This is a genomic window from Pseudomonas sp. MS01C9 (assembly GCF_058202755.1).
Window position 1 is genome coordinate 4,125,021 of the sequence record NZ_CM177073.1, and the last position, 15,728, is coordinate 4,140,748.

Below are 15,728 nucleotides of genomic sequence, written 5' to 3' on the forward strand. Positions count from 1 at the left end.
GATCTCGGGGCGGACGGTCAAAGGCGAGTATTATAACGATGCCTTCGAATCCACGAGTCGACCCGCAATGACCGAGCATAAACCGGAAATCGTCATCACCTATTGCACCCAATGCCAGTGGTTGCTGCGTGCCGCCTGGCTGGCCCAGGAACTGCTGAGCACCTTCGGCGACGATCTGGGCAAGGTCTCCCTGGTGCCGGGCACTGGCGGGGTTTTCCACATTGGCTGCGACGGTGTGCAGCTCTGGGAGCGCAAGGCCGACGGCGGCTTCCCCGAGGCCAAGGTGCTCAAGCAGCGGGTGCGCGATCAGATCGATCCGGAGCGGGACCTGGGCCATAACGACCGGGTTCAGTGAGACGTCGCTTCGACGCCTGCCGGCGGTGCCTTGGAACGGCTCAGCTGGCTCGACACCACGATCGCGACGATGATCAGCACGCCGCCCAGCAACATGCGCAATGTCGGGCTCTCACCGAACAGCAGCCAGGCCATGGCGATGCCGTAGACCGGCTCCATGGCGAAGACCACCGCCGCGGTGCGCGCCTTGATCACTTCCAGGCTGGCGACAAACAGGCTGTGGGCCAGGCCGGTGCAGAGCACCCCGAGCAGGGCGATCCACAGCCAGTCGAGCGCACGTACATCGCTCAACTGCGGCGCGGCCAGGGGCAGCAGGCATAACCCCACCACCAGGTTCTGGCACAGCGCGGCCTGCACGGGCGGAACGCGGCCGGAGCCGGCACGGTTGGTCAGCGACAGCAGGGAGAACAGCAAGCCCGAAGCCACCGCCCACAGCAGGCCGGTGGTGGCACCGCTGGCCAGGTCGAAATCCGGCGTGACCAGCACCAGGCCGATGCTCACCAACACCACCAGCAGGATTTCATTGGCGCGTATTCGCTCCCGGAAGATCAACCCTTCGAGCAGCACGGTAAACGCCGGGAAACTGGCGAATCCCAGCGTAGCGACCGCAACGCCGGCGACTTTTACCGCGATGAAGAAGCTTACCCAGTGTGCTGCCAGCAGCAGTCCGCCCAGCAACAGGCGACGGCTATCCGCTGCACGGAGTTTCTGCCAGGAGGTGCTACTGGCGAACCGGGCAAAGAACGCCAGGGCCAGCACGGCAAACGTGGCGCGGCCGAACACGATGATCGTCGGCGACGCGGCAGCCAGCTTGCCGAACACACCGGTCAGGCCGAACATGAGGGCGCCGATGTGCAGGGCGCCGAGGGCGGTACGGGGAGTCATTACAGTCCTTTCTATAAAGCGGCGGATGCACGCAGAACCTTGTGCAAGTACGCTGCGGCGCGACCCGACTAAAGCCCGCGCCACGCCGGCATGGCTGGTCAGTATTGAAGCGTGGGACAGCCCGGCGCGTCTGTCGCGATCCTAGCGGTTTTTAGCGCACGGCTAGCGTTGGCGTCGCAGTTTGCCCGGCGAGGCGCCAAATTCGCGCAGCACGGCGGCGGCGAAGGCACTCTGGGAGCTGTAGCCGACCCGGTGGGCGATCTCGCCGATGGGCAGGTCCGAGTCCCGCAGCAACCCCACGGCCTTGTGCAGGCGACGGCTGCGGATGTATTCCATCGGGGTCTGTCCGCATTCGGCGACGAAGCGCGCATGCAGGCGGGCGCTGGAGAGACCGGCGACCTGGGCCAGGTCCGCCACCTGCAATGGATAGGCGGCGTACTGGTCGATGTGGGCGTCGAGGGCGGCGTAGGGCAGGCGCCGGCCACCGGTCGGGGCGGGACGCGCGTCATTGAGGCTGGCCAGCAGCAGCACCGCCCCCTGCCGGGCGATCAACGGATCGTCCATCCGGCTGCCCGCCAGCCAACTGACCAACTGGCTTTGCCCCGCATCCAGGGGCAGGCGGGCACTGGTGCCGAGCAACCGGCGGCTGGCGTCGGCATGATCGCCCAGGCATTGATCGAGCCAATCGCCGCCGGGTACATCCAGTACCAGGCAACGACTGCCTTTGGGGCTGTCGCAGGCGTGATGGGCACCGGCCGGCACCACCACGAAACTTTGCCGGACCACCTGGCTGCCGCAACCTTCGACCTCGAAATCCAGCGCGCCGGACAGCCCGAACACCAGTTGAGGGTGGTCATGGCTGTGGACGATCAGGTCCTGGCTGTATTGGCGTAGCGTGAGGATCGGTCTCATCGCGGTCTCCCATCGCAGGCCGTCAGGATACACCCAGGTCGCGATGCATGGCCCTGTCATGTAACCGACTTGTATCTGTCATGGGCCATTAATCGCCGGCATGCACAGTGGTGAAAACGATCAGAGGGGGTTGCCCATGACCAGCGCCGAGCTCGCCAGACCCAGCCGCAAGCAGCGTGTTCGCACCCTGTGGATTTCCGACGTGCACCTGGGCACCCGGGACTGTCAGGCCGAGCACCTGTCACAGTTCCTCAAGGGCTACCACGCCGACAGGATCTACCTGGTCGGCGACATCATCGACGGCTGGAAGCTGCGCGGCGGCATGTACTGGCCCCAGGCGCATACCAACGTCATCCGGCGCTTGCTGACCATGAGCAAGCGCGGCACCGAAGTGATCTACGTGACGGGTAACCACGATGAATTCCTGCGGCGCTATTCGAAGCTGATCCTGGGCAACATCCAGCTGGTGGACGAAGCGGTGCATGTCACCGCCGACGGCCGGCACCTGCTGGTGATCCATGGCGATCAGTTCGATGTCATCACCCGGTACCATCGTTGGCTGGCGTTCCTCGGGGATTGGGCCTACGAATTCACCCTCACGCTGAACCGCTGGCTCAACCATTGGCGGGCCCGTTATGGCTATGGCTACTGGTCGCTGTCGGCGTACCTCAAGCACAAGGTCAAGACTGCCGTGAGCTTCATCAGCGATTTCGAGGAAGCCATCGCCCACGAATGCGTCAAGCGCGAACTGCACGGCGTGGTGTGCGGGCACATCCACCATGCCGAGATCCGCAAGGTAGGGGAGGTGGAATACCTCAATTGCGGTGATTGGGTCGAATCGTGCACCGCGTTGATCGAGCACTGGGATGGTTCGATCGAACTCTATCGCCTGGCGGAGGCCCAGGCGCGGGAGGCTCGGCTGAAGGCAATCAAGGTCGCCGAGCCGGCTTGAGCTCAGAACGCGACCTTGCCCAGGCACATGTCGCGGTACATGACGAAATCCCCCAGCAGGCTGTAGAACGGATGCTGGAAGGTGGCCGGGCGGTTTTTTTCGAAGAAGAAATGCCCGACCCAGGCGAAGCCGTAGCCTGCCACGGGCAGCGCCAGCAACCAGGCGCCGTTGCCGACGACGAGCGCCATGACGAAAATCAGAATGACCAGGGAAGTACCGACGAAGTGCAGGCGCCGGCAGGTGCTGTTGCTGTGTTCGCCCAGGTAGTACGGATAGAACTCGGCGAATGTGCTGAATGTCTTGGTGTTTTCCACGATTGCTTGCTCGGTGGTTATTGTTCTGGTGCCGATCGCGCCATTCTTCTGGAAGTCTAGGAGCCCTTGTCATCGACGGACAGTGACAATGGGCGCCACTTTAGTATCCTTCGCAAATCCGGCCGCAACGCGCGGCTCGTCATGCAAGTAAATGTCATGAGCGAACGAACGACTTCTTCAAGTTGGGCGATGGGGATTGTCAAGGCGCTGGAGATGGACGGCCTGGATTGTCGCGCGATGTTCGGGCAGTTGGGGCTGGACTTCGAAGCGCTGGACGATCCGGATGCCCGTTTCCCCCAGGACTCCATGACGCGGCTCTGGCAATTGGCGGTGGAGCTGTCGGGCAATCCGGCCATCGGTTTGAACATGGGCAAGATCGTGCGACCGGCGTCGTTCCATGTTGTGGGTTATGCCCTGATGTCCAGCCGCACATTGCTCGAAGGTTTCCAGCGGTTGGTGCGCTATCAGCGGATCATCGCCGAAAGCGCCGAGGCCAGCATCCGCCAGATTGAGGGCCATTACGGGCTGGTCCTGGCGGTGCACGGCGATCACCTGCCTCCCACCCGGCAAAGTACCGAGGCATCCCTGGCCTGCGCGTTGAGCCTGTGCAACTGGCTGACCGGACGCACCCTGCATCCGGTGAAAGTGTTGTTCCAGGGCCCTGAGCCCCTTGATCCGACGCCCTACCACCAGGCTTTCCCCGCGCCGCTGATGTTCAATGCGCCCTACGATGCGCTGATCTTCGAACGGGCAGACATGGAGGTACCGCTGCCGACGGCCAACGAGGCCATGGCGTTGCTGCATGACCGTTTCGCCGGCGAATACCTGGCGCGTTTTTCGGAAAGCCGCGTGACTCACAAGGCGCGCCAGGCTCTTTGCCGGCTGCTGCCCCAGGGCGAACCCAAGCGTGACGTGGTGGCGCAGGCATTGCACCTGTCTCAACGCACCTTGCAGCGACGCCTGCAGGAAGAGGGCACCAGCTTCCAGCATCTGCTGGATGACACCCGCCGCGAGCTGGCCGAGCAGTACCTGACGCAGCCGGACATGACCTTGCTGGAAATCGCCTATCTGCTGGGGTTTGCCGATCCGAGCAATTTTTTCCGCGCCTTTCGCCGCTGGTTCGACACGACGCCCGGCGAGTACCGGGCGGCACGGGCGGCCAAACCGGTCAGTGACGCCAGAACGCCGGGATACACAGCACGAACACTGTGATGATTTCCAGCCGGCCCAGGAGCATGCCCGCCGACAGGATCCACTTGGCCGCGTCCGGCAGCGGCGCGAAGTTGCCGGCCGGCCCGATGGTTTCCCCCAGCCCCGGGCCGACGCCGGATACCGTACTGGCCGCGCCGGTCAGCGCGGTCATCCACTCCACGCCCAGCAGCGACAGCAGCAGGGCGATGACGCAGATGGTGATGGCGAAGAAGAACGAGAACGTGAGGATCGAGCGCACGATTTCCTCGTCGAGGCGGTGGCCGTTGTATTTCTGCTTGATCACCGCGCGCGGATGGATCAGTTGCGTGAGGTTGGCCCTGAGCAGGATGTAGGCGACCTGGAAACGGAAGATCTTGATCCCGCCGGCCGTCGAGCCCGAGCAGCCGCCGACGAAGCCGAGGTAGAAAAACAGCATCAGGGAGAAGTTGCCCCACAGGCTGTAGTCGCCCAGGGCGAAACCGGTGGTGGTGACGATCGACGTCACGTTCAGGGCCACGTGCCGTAAAGCGTCCAGCCAATGCAGGTCGGTGGTCGCCCAGTACCAGGTGCCCAGTACCAGCCAGGTCACCAGCAGCACGCCGATCAGGCCCTGGACCTGCTGGTCCTTGATCAGCGCCCGGCGATGGCCGCGCAGCATCGAGACATACAGGGCGAACGGCAGGCTGCCGAGGATCATGATGACGATGGCGACCCAATGCACCGCCGGCTGGCTCCATTTGGCCAGGGACAGGTCGGAGGTGGAAAAACCGCCGGTCGAGATCGCCGACATCGAATGGTTGATGGCATCGAACGGGCTCATCCCGGCCCACCAGAGCGCCAGCGTGCCGAAAATGGTGATACCGACATAGGAGGCCACGATCAACCGCGCCACCATGTGGGAGCGCGGCATGACCTTTTCCGAGCGGTCCGACGATTCGGTCTGGAACAGCCGCATGCCACCGATGCGCAGCAGCGGCAGGATCGCCACGGCCATGCCGATGAAGCCGATCCCGCCGAGCCAGTGCAGCAGCGAGCGCCACATCAGGATGCCGGGGGACATGTTGTCCAGGCCGCTCAGGACCGTGGCACCGGTGGCGGTGATTCCCGACATGCTTTCGAAAAACGAATCCGTGTAGCTGATGTGCTGGGTCAGCAGGAATGGCAGCGCTGCGAAAATGCACACCACCAGCCAACTGCTGACGGTCAGCAGGTACATGTCCCGGGGCCGCAGATGCACATGCTCGGGACGTCCCGGGAGCACCAGGGCCAGGCCGGCGACGAAGGTGATCATGCTCGACCAGAGAAACGACGGCAGGTCGCCCGTGCGCTCGAAAACCAGCAACGTGGCCATGGGCACGACCATGAAGATCGCCAGGGTGATCAGGAAGATGCCGATGATGAAACCAATGATTCGCAGGGTCGGCAACGCCATGGAGTCCGCTCGGGCTGAAAGGGAAGGGCGCCATTCTACCTGCGGCGAATGGCATGTAAACCGCCATCCGGGGCCTGGCGGGTGCGGCCTGGGAGCCGGTATTCGAATTTGCGCTGACGGACTCGCCGTACAGCCACTAGAATAGCCGGACATTTTTCCAGGGAGGTGGCCGATGCAGGCTCTCGACGCTTTGCTCAACCGTGTTTCCGTTCCACGCCTGATTGACCCGGCGCCTACGCCCGAGCAGCGGGAGGTCATGTTCGCCGCCGCGATGCGCGCGCCGGATCATGGCCAGTTGCGGCCATGGCGTTTTCTGACGGTCGAAGGGCAAGCGCGTTATCGCATGGGCGAACTGCTGGCCGAAGCGGCGCGTTTCAATGACCCGCTGGTGGCTGAGGCCGTTGTGGAAAAGGCCCTCAATGGCCCGCTGCGTGCGCCCCTGGTCGTGGTGGTGATCGCTCGTCTGCAAGACCATTTCAAGATCCCCAAGTCCGAGCAATTGCTGGCGGCCGGCTGCGCGGCCCATGCGATCCTGCTGGCGGCCTACGCCCAGGGCGTCGGTGGCGTATGGCGTACGGGAGATCTGGCCTATTCGCCCCACGTGGCCGAGGGGCTTGGCCTGGAAGTGGGGGAAGAAGTGATCGGTTTCCTCTACCTGGGCACGCCGCAGAAGGAAGCGCGTACGGCGCCCAAGGAAGACATCAGCGAATTCGTTCGCGAGTGGACCGGCCAGTAAACGCCATATCGCACCGCCGCATCCGTTCGGCTGGGTCATCGTGGCGAAGGGCAGGCCCCCTCGCCACGAATGCGCTGCGATTATCGGCAGGCGTCGGCAATGGCCTGGGCCAGCAGATCCAGGCGCGTGGCATCGATGCCTGCCACGTTCGCCCGTCCTGTACCGACCATGTAGACACTGTGCCGCTCTCGCAGGTGCCTGACCTGTTCCGGGTTCAAGCCGGTGTAGGAAAACATCCCGCGTTGCACGCCGATGTGGGCGAAGCGTTCGCGCAGGCCGTGAGGCTCCAAGGCCTCCAGCAGGCCGCTGCGTAGCTGCGCGATGCGCAGGCGCATGACCTGCACTTCGTCTGTCCACAGGCTCTTGAGGTGCGCGTCACCCAGGATCGTCGCCACCACCGCCGCGCCATGGTCCGGTGGCGTCGACCACAGGTTGCGGGCGATGTTGGCCAGTTGGCTGCGAATATCCTGCAGCTTCTCGCCATCCGCCGCACAGACGATCAACGCGCCGGTACGGTCCCTGTACAGGCCGAAGTTTTTCGAGCAGGAACTGGTGATCAACACTTCGGGCAAGGCCTGGGCAAACAGCCGGACCGCCCAGGCGTCTTGCTCCAGTCCATCACCGAAACCTTGGTAGGCAAAGTCGATCAAGGGCAGCAGATCGCGGCTGCGTACCACGTCCAGGACCTGGCGCCATTGCTCATGGGACAGGTCGAAGCCGGTGGGGTTGTGGCAGCAGGCATGCAGCAGCACCACATCGCCCTTCGGTGCCTGGCCCAGGGTGGCCAGCATCGCCTCGAAATCCAGACGGTTGTCGGCGCCCACGTAAGGGTAGAGGCGGGTCTTGACCCCTGCCGCGGCGAAGATGGTTTCGTGGATCGGCCAGGTCGGGTTGCTCAGCCAGACACCACGGCCCGGCAGGCATTGGGCAATGAAATCGGCGCTCAGGCGCAGCGCACCGGTGCCCCCCGGGGTCTGGGTGACGCCGGCGCGTTTGTCCATGACCAGCGGCGAGTCGGCCCCCAGCACCAGTTCACTGACCAATTGGCCGAACGTGGCGTCGCCATGGCCACCGATGTAGGTCTTGGTGGCCTGGCGTTCCACCAGCCGCTGCTCGGCCAGCTTCACGGACGCAAGGATCGGCGTCAGGCCCTGGGCGTCCTTGTAGACCCCTACGCCCAGGTCGAACTTGTTCGGGTTGCTGTCCGCACCGTAGGCCTCCATCAGGCCGAGGATCGGGTCACCGGGCACCCGGCCGATGGCATCGAAGTGCATTACTTGCGGCCCTCGGCGGTCTTGGCCACGTCATCGGTGCGGGCGGCCATGATGAAGTCGTTGCGGTGCAGGCCCTTGATGGAATGGCTCCACCAGGTCACGGTGACCTTGCCCCACTCGGTGAGCAGGCCCGGGTGATGGCCTTCGGCTTCGGAGATTTCGCCGACGGCGTTGGTGAACGCCAGGGCATGCTTGAAGTTCTTGAACAGGAAGACTTTTTCCAGCTGCATCACGCCGTCGCGCACTTCGATGTTCCAGTCCGGGATCTGCTTGATCAGGACCGGCAGTTCTTCGTCGCTGACTTGTGGGGCATCGGCGCGGCAGGCTTCGCAATGGGCTTGGTTCAGAGTGTTCATGGTGTGTTCCTGGATCGAATAGTTGAAAGCGTCGATGCACCCACGCTAAAGCAAAGCCGTGCCGTGCAACAGACTCAATTGAGATCGAAAATCGCGGGTCACGCGGCTTTCGGTGGAAATTTCGGTGCGTGCAGGCCCAGTTCCCGGCCGCGCTTGACCATGCCCATGATGTCTTCGTGGGCCAGGTCGAACAGGCGCTTGAGTTCGGGCAGCACGAAATACACCGGCTGCAGGATGTCGATGCGATATGGCGTGCGCATGGCTTCCAGCGGGTCGAAGGGCTGGTGCTCCGGCTCGTCCGAGAGGCAATACACGGTTTCCTTGGGCGATGACAGGATGCCGCCGCCGTAGATGCGCCGGCCTTGAGGCGTTTCCACCAGGCCGAACTCGATGGTCATCCAGTACAGGCGCGCCAGGTAGACACGCTCTTCCTTGGAGGCCTGCAGGCCGAGCTTGCCATAGGTGTGGGTGAATTCGGCAAACCAGGGATTGGTCAGCAGCGGGCAGTGGCCGAAGATCTCGTGGAAGATGTCCGGCTCTTGCAGGTAGTCCAGTTCTTCACGGGTACGGATGAAAGTCGCCACCGGAAACTGCTTGCTGGCGAGCAATTCAAAGAAGGTCTGGAAAGGGATCAGCGCCGGCACCCGGGCGACTTGCCAGCCCGTGGTCTCGCCCAGCACTTTGTTGATTTCCCCCAACTGCGGAATGCGGTCGTAGGGCAGGCCGAGTTTGTCGATGCCGTCCAGGTATTCCTGGCACGCACGGCCTTCGATGACTTTCAGCTGGCGGGTGATCAGCGTATTCCACACCGCGTGTTCTTCGGCGGGGTAGTGGATAAAACCTTGCGCATCGGGCTCGCGGGCCACGTATTGCGTTTGCTTCATGCTGCTCTCCTGCTGTTTTTCCTCTGGTTTTTTCGAACCGGAGAAAGGCTGTTTATTTTTATGTCCAGCGATGCATTAGAGATAACCCCAAGCAGGGGATCGTGCAGCAGGTGCAAGCGCGCCAATCAATGATAGCCGTCCTTGTTCTGTAAAATTTTCGTGACGTTTTTTGCTGGCCTTCGATTCTCTGGAGATTTTCAGCTAGGAAAAGGCCTACAGCTGTCACATAATCTTGACGGTTATTTGCGCCTCCAGACAAAAACACTGGTGGGCTTGCTCCACCGGGCGACGCGGCAGCGCTTTGCGGGCCTTGTCCCTATCGATTCCTAACGCACCAGGCCTTCTCATGCGCATCAAAGTCCATTGCCAGAACCGCATCGGCATCCTGCGGGACATTCTCAATCTGTTGGTGGAGTACGGCATCAACGTTGCCCGGGGCGAAGTGGGGGGCGAGCATGGCAATGCGATTTACCTGCACTGCCCCAACCTGATCAATATCCAGTTCCAGGCGTTGCGCCCGAAATTCGAAGGCATCGCCGGGGTGTTCGGGGTCAAGCGCGTAGGGCTGATGCCAAGCGAGCGTCGGCACATGGAACTCAATGCCTTGCTTGGCGCCCTGGAGTTTCCGGTGCTGTCCATCGACATGGGCGGTTCCATCGTCGCGGCGAACCGGGCAGCGGCGCAACTGCTTGGAGTGCGGGTGGACGAGGTGCCGGGGATTCCACTGTCGCGCTACGCCGAGGATTTCGACCTGCCGGAACTGGTGCGCGCCAACCAGTCGCGGATCAATGGGTTGCGGGTCAAGGTCAAGGGGGACGTGTTCCTGGCCGACATCGCCCCGCTGCAATCGGAGCACGACGACAGCGAGGCCATGGCCGGCGCGGTGTTGACGTTGCATCGGGCCGACCGGGTCGGCGAACGGATCTATAACGTGCGCAAGCAGGAGCTGCGTGGCTTCGACAGTATTTTCCAGAGCTCGAAGGTGATGGCGGCGGTGGTCCGCGAGGCCCGGCGGATGGCGCCGCTGGATGCGCCGCTGTTGATAGAAGGCGAGACCGGCACCGGCAAAGAGCTGCTGGCTCGCGCCTGCCACCTGGCCAGTCCCCGGGGTCAATCCCCCCTCATGGCGCTCAATTGCGCCGGGTTGCCGGAATCCATGGCCGAGACCGAACTGTTCGGCTACGGCCCCGGTGCCTTCGAAGGCGCCCGTGCCGAAGGCAAGCTCGGCCTGTTGGAACTGACCGCCGGAGGCACGCTTTTCCTCGACGGCGTCGGGGAAATGAGCCCGCGCCTGCAGGTTAAGCTGCTGCGGTTCCTGCAGGACGGTTGCTTCCGGCGCGTCGGCAGCGATGAGGAGGTGTACCTGGACGTCAGGGTCATCTGCGCGACCCAGGTGGATTTGTCCGAGCTCTGTGCCCGGGGAGAATTCCGCCAGGACCTGTACCACCGCTTGAACGTGCTGTCCCTGCACATCCCGCCGTTGCGCGAATGCCTCGATGGCCTGACGCCACTGGTGGAGCATTTTCTCGACCAGGCCAGCCGCCAGATCGGCTGCCCGCTGCCCAGGCTGGCTCCGGCGGCGATGGACCGTCTGAGCCATTACCACTGGCCGGGCAACGTCCGGCAACTGGAAAACGTACTGTTCCAGGCCGTTTCCCTGTGCGATGGCGGTACCGTCAAGGCCGAGCATATTCGCCTGCCGGACTACGGCGTGCGCCAGCCCCTTGGTGATTTCTCACTCGAGGGCGGGTTGGACGAGATCGTCGGGCGTTTCGAGAAGGCGGTGCTGGAGCGCTTGTACTCCGAGCACCCCAGCAGCCGCCAACTGGGCAAGCGACTAGGGGTTTCCCACACCACCATTGCCAATAAGTTGCGTGAGTATGAGGTGGGAAAGGGCCAGTAGTTGAAGGTCCATGTCTGCCACTCTTTTCATACCTGATGTTCGTCAAGCGCTGGCTCGGTCTTGTCGTCGGTCCGATGTGAGGGCCATGTCCGCAATTGCACGCGCCTTGGGTATCACGGTAGCTGGTATGGGATTTGCTGTGTCCTGATCTGTCCCCACTTATTCATGCCTGGTGGCGATTTTTTGACAGGGCAGGGCCCCGGATTCCGCCGCGCTACGTGAGGTTCAGGATGCATAAGAAACTGGCTGTGGTTCAGTCGAACTACATTCCCTGGAAGGGTTATTTCGATCTGATCCGCAGTGTCGATGCGTTCGTCCTGTATGACGATGTCCAGTACACCCGTAGTGACTGGCGCAACCGCAACAAGATCAAGACCGCCCAGGGCGAGCATTGGCTGAGTATCCCGATCAAGAAGAAAGGCCGTCTCGGGCAGTTGATCAACGAGGTACAAGTCACCAATCCGGATTGGGCCGCAGCCCACTGGAAGACCATTGAGCAGAGCTACCGGCGCGCTTCATGCTTCAGGCAGATGGAGGCGCCGATCCGCTCGCTCTACGAACAGGCCGCCAACCTCACTCACCTGAGCCTTATCAACCACCTGTTCATCGCCGGCTTGTGCCCCCTGCTGGGCATTCACACGCCGCTGTACCGTTCCGAGGATCTGGGCCGTGCAGAAGGCAAGAATGAGCGTCTGATCCACTTATGCCAGGCCCTCGGTGCCGACGAATATCTCTCTGGACCCGCTGCCAGTCATTACCTGGACGAAGCGGCTTTCGCCGCCCAGGGGATTACCGTGTCGTATATGAGTTATGCCGGTTATCCCGAGTATCCCCAGGTCTACGGTGAGTTCCAGCATGCGGTCAGTGTCATAGACCTGTTGTTCAACACCGGCGCGGACGCATCGGCTTTCCTGGAGAAAAGGGCTGCCTGAGCAGGCCTTCCCAGTGACACCCTTTTGATTTGATTCTGGAGATTGCACCCGATGTCGAACCTTGCGCAGCAGGACGCTTACTCGCTCGAACAGGCGTTGGCGCGTTTGCGGCTGATGTACGCCAAGCCCGAGCATCCGTATTACTTCCTCGCGCCTGCCTATCGTGAATCGTCGTCGGGCGTCGTCTCGTTGCACTACCTCTGTCATATGCTCAACCTCAGTGGCCGCGAGGCCTATATCTGCGGCACAGAGGTGGTCAACCCGGACCTCAAGACGCCGCTGATCAATTCGACGATCAAGCAGCGCCATGCGGCAGCGGGCAAAGTGCCGATTGCGGTTTATCCGGAGGTGTTCCCCGGCAATCCGCTCAACTGTTCGGTCGTGGCGCGTTTTCTGCTGAATTTCGAGGGGTTTCTCACGGGTAATGGCATGGATGCCGCTCCCACCGACCTGTTCTTCTATTACGCTGCCCGGCTCGCCGAGCACCGAGGTGACCCTGACGGCGACCTGTTGTGCCTGCCGGCCATCGATGTCGAAATGTTCTCGACGGTGGGCACCGCGACTGAGCGCAAGGGAAGCTATCTCTACCAGAACCGTCACCCTCTGGGCCTGATCGATTACTCGCAACTGCCGGCCGATATCCGCCTGTTGAGCATGGCCAATCCCTTGCCCCTGCCCGAGCTGGCCAAGCTGCTGCGCGGGGCCGAGGTGATGTACAGCTATGAGTGGTCGATGACCTGTGTCATGGCGGTGCTGTGTGGTTGCCCGGTGATATTCATTCCGGGGCATGGCGTCGACCAGCCACTGCTCGACACCAGTTTCTTCGGCAGCGTCGGCTTTGCCATGCTCGACCAGCCGGACCCGTTGGGGCATGCCCGGGCCAGCCTTGGTGACGCCTTGCAACGTTACGTCGAGCGCACTGCGTCTTTCTGGCAGCAACTGGATGTGTTTATCGCGAAAACCCAGGCAACCGCCGCTCGTGAGGCGGTCGGCAATCGTCTGGGAGCGCTCGACTGGTTGCGCAAACGCTACCCGACGGCGCAGCAGTTGCTTTTGATCAATGAGCGGTTGTCGGTCCCGGCGGCGCCTGCCTTCACTGTCGTGGTCCGCGATGACGGCAATCAGCTGGCATTGGCGCATACACTGGACAGCCTGGATAGACAGTTGTACCAACGCATCCATGTCTGCGTGATCGGTAGCGCCGACCCGGGGCGAGCCAACGTCCAGTGGTTGGCGTGCGATCCGAAGCAGCCGGCGGCCGCGATCAATGGCTTGCTCCAGGGCGTCCAGAGCGACTGGTTCATGCTGGTGGATGCGGGGGAGGAATTTATCGCCGCGGGGCTGCTGGTGATGGCTCAGAATCTGCTCCAGGCGCCTGACAGTTGCCTGGCGGTATACGCCGACGAGGCGCTGCGTACGGGCGGTGTGGTCGACCTTTCGCTGCGACCCGATTTGAATCTGGACCTGCTCCTGGCGTTTCCGGCCGGTCTTTCTCGTCACTGGATGTTCCGTCGCGATGCGCTGGTGCGCTTGAACGGTTTTGACGATACCTGCGGCGATGCCTTCGAATTGGCTTACCAACTGCGCCTGATCAGCGAATGTGGGATGGCGAGCATCGGTCACGTCAGCGAACCGCTGTTGATTGCCAACGAGCTGCGTCATTGGCAATGCGCAGATGAATGCGCGGTCATCGATGCACATCTCCAGGCACGTGGCTACGGTCGGGCGCGAGCGATTGAACTTGCTACGACTGCGGGCCGCTATCGTATCGACTACGGCCACGAGCAGCAGGCTTCGGTCAGCATTCTGATTTACCTGGAAGGTCAACTGACGAATTTCCAGCGCTGTCTGGAAAGCCTGCTGTTGCACACTGACGCAGTGGACTTCGAGGTCTTGCTGATCGAGCCAGGCAACGATGACCCCGCGTTGCTGGAGTGGCTGGGGCTGGTCGAGCGGATGGGCGAAGGCCGGTTCCAGGTGTTGCGTTTCATGCCGGGGCAGTCTCGTGCGGGCATGTGCAATGCGGCGGCCCAGGACGCACGTGGGGAATACCTGCTCTGGCTCGATGCGCAAAGCGCTGTGCTGGAGCCGGGTTGGTTGCAGTCGTTGCTCAATCATGCCCAGCGTCCGGAAGTCGGCGCCGTGGGAGGCAAGCTGGAGGATAGCCAGGGTCGCATTCGCCAGGCGGACCTGGTGCTGGGGCTGGGCGCCATGGTCGGCCGGGCTTTTGAAGGTCTGCCCTCCGAGGCGGAGGGCTACATGGGACGGCTTGGGCTTGAACGCAATTGCTCTGCCCTGGGCGCCGAGTGCCTGATGCTGCGTCGAGCGCTGTTCATTGAGGCTGGAGGCTTCGACAGCGACCCGCTGCTGGCGCCCTGGACCTCTGTCGACCTGTGTCTGAAGCTCCAGCAGGCAGGTTATCTGAATGTCTGGACGCCTTACGCGCGCCTGTTGATGGATTCTGTGGCTGGCATCCGTGCGAGCAGCCAGCAGGAAGATGCCTTGCTCGCACGCTGGTTGCCACAGCTGGCCCGCGACCCGGCCTACAACGCCAACTTTTCGCTGCGCGTCGGTGAGGGATTTGTCCGGGAAAACACTGATCTGTGCTGGTTTGCGCTGCAAGGCAGCGTACCGAGGGTGCTGGTCTGTGTCACCGAACAGCAGGCGGGCGCCTACTCGCGGCTGGTTCAACCCTTCAGTACGTTGCTTGAAGCAGGGCAGATTGAAGGCGTGGCTGTTTCAAGTCTGCTGTCGTCGGTGGAAATCGAGCGCCTGGCACCAACCACCGTGGTGTTGCAGCGCCCCCTGGACGACGCTGGGCTGCTGGCCCTGAGCCGCCTGAGGGCCTTTTCCAAAGCCTTCACCGTCTATGATCTGGATGGCTATCTACCGCAGATGGCGTTGAAGGGCGATTACGCTGCCGAAGAGCTGCTGGAGCGCCTGCGGTACGGAATGATGCAGGCCGATCGTGTGCTGGTCCCTACGCCCGCGCTGGCTGAACTGCTACAGGGTCACCACGACGATATTCGTGTGCTGGAAACCCTGCTGCCGGCTGCGTGGGGGCGTGTGCAAAGCAAGCGGCGCACTGGGCCCAGGCCGCGTCTGGGCTGGTTGGGCTGCAAGGATGCTCAGTTGTTGGCCGACGTGTTGCCCGCGTTCGCTGGCGAGGTGGATTGGGTGGTGCTCGGCGACTGCCCGGCGTCATTGCAACCTTTCCTGAAAGAACTGCACCCAAGTGTCGCGCAGCAGCAGTTGGCCGGGGCCATGGCCACCTTGAATCTTGATCTTGCCCTGGTGCCCATGGCGGAAAACCTGGGCAATGCCTGTTCCGGCGACTTGCGTGTCCTGCAGCATGCCGCTTGCGGGCATCCGGTCATTTGCAGCCGAGTACCGGGTTTTATCGGTGGCGAGGTGTTGCCGCTGTCCCGGGTGAACAACGAGGCGCAGGAATGGATTCGGACGATTCGCATGCACCTGGAAGACCGTGAAGCCTCCGCGACGCTGGGCGATACCTTGCAGTCGACCGTACGTGCGCAGTGGCTGCTCCAAGGCGAGCGCCTCGACGCCTGGCGACGGGCCTGGTTGGCCGACTGATCCGTACAA

Annotated in this window: 14 protein-coding genes; 7 read left to right on the forward strand and 7 right to left on the reverse strand. The window is 62.6% G+C overall.

Going from position 1 to position 15,728, the window contains the following annotated elements:
• The first annotated feature begins 67 nt into the window (after nt 1-67).
• Complete coding sequence (locus tag AC1M7R_RS18810) at nt 68-355, forward strand: Rdx family protein (protein ID WP_072389577.1); 288 nt, start codon at nt 68-70, stop codon at nt 353-355.
• On the opposite strand, the gene AC1M7R_RS18815 is transcribed toward AC1M7R_RS18810, so the two are convergent.
• A complete protein-coding gene (locus tag AC1M7R_RS18815) occupies nt 349-1,239 on the reverse strand; it encodes a DMT family transporter (protein WP_072389575.1) in 891 nt (296 codons plus the stop codon). The two genes, AC1M7R_RS18810 and AC1M7R_RS18815, sit on opposite strands and share 7 nt — an antisense overlap.
• 162 nt (nt 1,240-1,401) lie before the next feature.
• Complete coding sequence (locus AC1M7R_RS18820) at nt 1,402-2,151, reverse strand: helix-turn-helix transcriptional regulator (RefSeq protein WP_490609821.1); 750 nt, start codon at nt 2,149-2,151, stop codon at nt 1,402-1,404.
• Nucleotides 2,152-2,287: 136 nt separating this feature from the next.
• On the opposite strand from AC1M7R_RS18820, the gene AC1M7R_RS18825 reads away from it, so the two are divergent.
• Nucleotides 2,288-3,103, forward strand: a complete 816-nt coding sequence (locus AC1M7R_RS18825) for a UDP-2,3-diacylglucosamine diphosphatase (protein ID WP_072389571.1) — start codon at nt 2,288-2,290, stop codon at nt 3,101-3,103.
• A 2-nt stretch (nt 3,104-3,105) separates the two neighbouring features.
• Here the strand turns inward: AC1M7R_RS18825 and AC1M7R_RS18830 are convergent, their stop codons facing one another.
• The gene (locus AC1M7R_RS18830; protein WP_072389569.1) at nt 3,106-3,417 is read right to left on the reverse strand and encodes an Mpo1-like protein; all 312 of its coding nucleotides are present in this window, start codon (nt 3,415-3,417) and stop codon (nt 3,106-3,108) included.
• A gap of 156 nt (nt 3,418-3,573) precedes the next feature.
• Between AC1M7R_RS18830 and AC1M7R_RS18835 the strand changes: the two genes are divergently transcribed.
• Nucleotides 3,574-4,629 carry an AraC family transcriptional regulator gene (locus AC1M7R_RS18835; protein ID WP_271901995.1) on the forward strand — a complete coding sequence of 352 codons (1,056 nt, stop codon included), beginning with the start codon at nt 3,574-3,576 and terminating at the stop codon, nt 4,627-4,629.
• Here the strand turns inward: AC1M7R_RS18835 and AC1M7R_RS18840 are convergent.
• Nucleotides 4,586-6,040 (reverse strand): TrkH family potassium uptake protein, encoded by a 1,455-nt coding sequence (locus AC1M7R_RS18840; RefSeq protein ID WP_072389565.1) that lies wholly within the window; start codon nt 6,038-6,040, stop codon nt 4,586-4,588. The two genes, AC1M7R_RS18835 and AC1M7R_RS18840, sit on opposite strands and share 44 nt — an antisense overlap.
• A 172-nt stretch (nt 6,041-6,212) precedes the next feature.
• Here AC1M7R_RS18840 and AC1M7R_RS18845 point away from each other — a divergent pair, with 172 nt between their 5' ends.
• Nucleotides 6,213-6,776: an NAD(P)H nitroreductase gene (locus tag AC1M7R_RS18845; RefSeq protein ID WP_072389563.1), complete on the forward strand. Its 564-nt coding sequence runs from the start codon at nt 6,213-6,215 to the stop codon at nt 6,774-6,776.
• Between the two features lie 80 nt (nt 6,777-6,856).
• On the opposite strand, the gene AC1M7R_RS18850 is transcribed toward AC1M7R_RS18845, so the two are convergent.
• From AC1M7R_RS18850 to phhA, 3 genes are all read right to left on the reverse strand, one after another.
• Nucleotides 6,857-8,050 (reverse strand): amino acid aminotransferase, encoded by a 1,194-nt coding sequence (locus AC1M7R_RS18850; RefSeq protein ID WP_072389561.1) that lies wholly within the window; start codon nt 8,048-8,050, stop codon nt 6,857-6,859.
• Entirely contained in the window at nt 8,050-8,406 is a 357-nt protein-coding gene (locus AC1M7R_RS18855) for a 4a-hydroxytetrahydrobiopterin dehydratase (RefSeq protein ID WP_003184087.1), read from the reverse strand. Before AC1M7R_RS18855 ends, AC1M7R_RS18850 begins: the two co-directional genes overlap by 1 nt.
• Before the next feature lie 98 nt (nt 8,407-8,504).
• A complete protein-coding gene (gene phhA, locus AC1M7R_RS18860; protein ID WP_092179466.1) occupies nt 8,505-9,290 on the reverse strand; it encodes a phenylalanine 4-monooxygenase in 786 nt (261 codons plus the stop codon).
• A gap of 346 nt (nt 9,291-9,636) precedes the next feature.
• Between phhA and AC1M7R_RS18865 the strand changes: the two genes are divergently transcribed.
• The 3 genes from AC1M7R_RS18865 (at nt 9,637) to AC1M7R_RS18875 (ending at nt 15,719) form a co-directional block, all read left to right on the forward strand.
• Nucleotides 9,637-11,193, forward strand: a complete 1,557-nt coding sequence (locus tag AC1M7R_RS18865; protein WP_072430242.1) for a sigma-54-dependent transcriptional regulator — start codon at nt 9,637-9,639, stop codon at nt 11,191-11,193.
• 230 nt (nt 11,194-11,423) lie between these two features.
• Nucleotides 11,424-12,125 (forward strand): WbqC family protein, encoded by a 702-nt coding sequence (locus AC1M7R_RS18870; RefSeq protein WP_490609822.1) that lies wholly within the window; start codon nt 11,424-11,426, stop codon nt 12,123-12,125.
• Between the two features lie 51 nt (nt 12,126-12,176).
• Nucleotides 12,177-15,719: a glycosyltransferase gene (locus AC1M7R_RS18875; protein WP_490609823.1), complete on the forward strand. Its 3,543-nt coding sequence runs from the start codon at nt 12,177-12,179 to the stop codon at nt 15,717-15,719.
• Nucleotides 15,720-15,728: the final 9 nt, after the last annotated feature.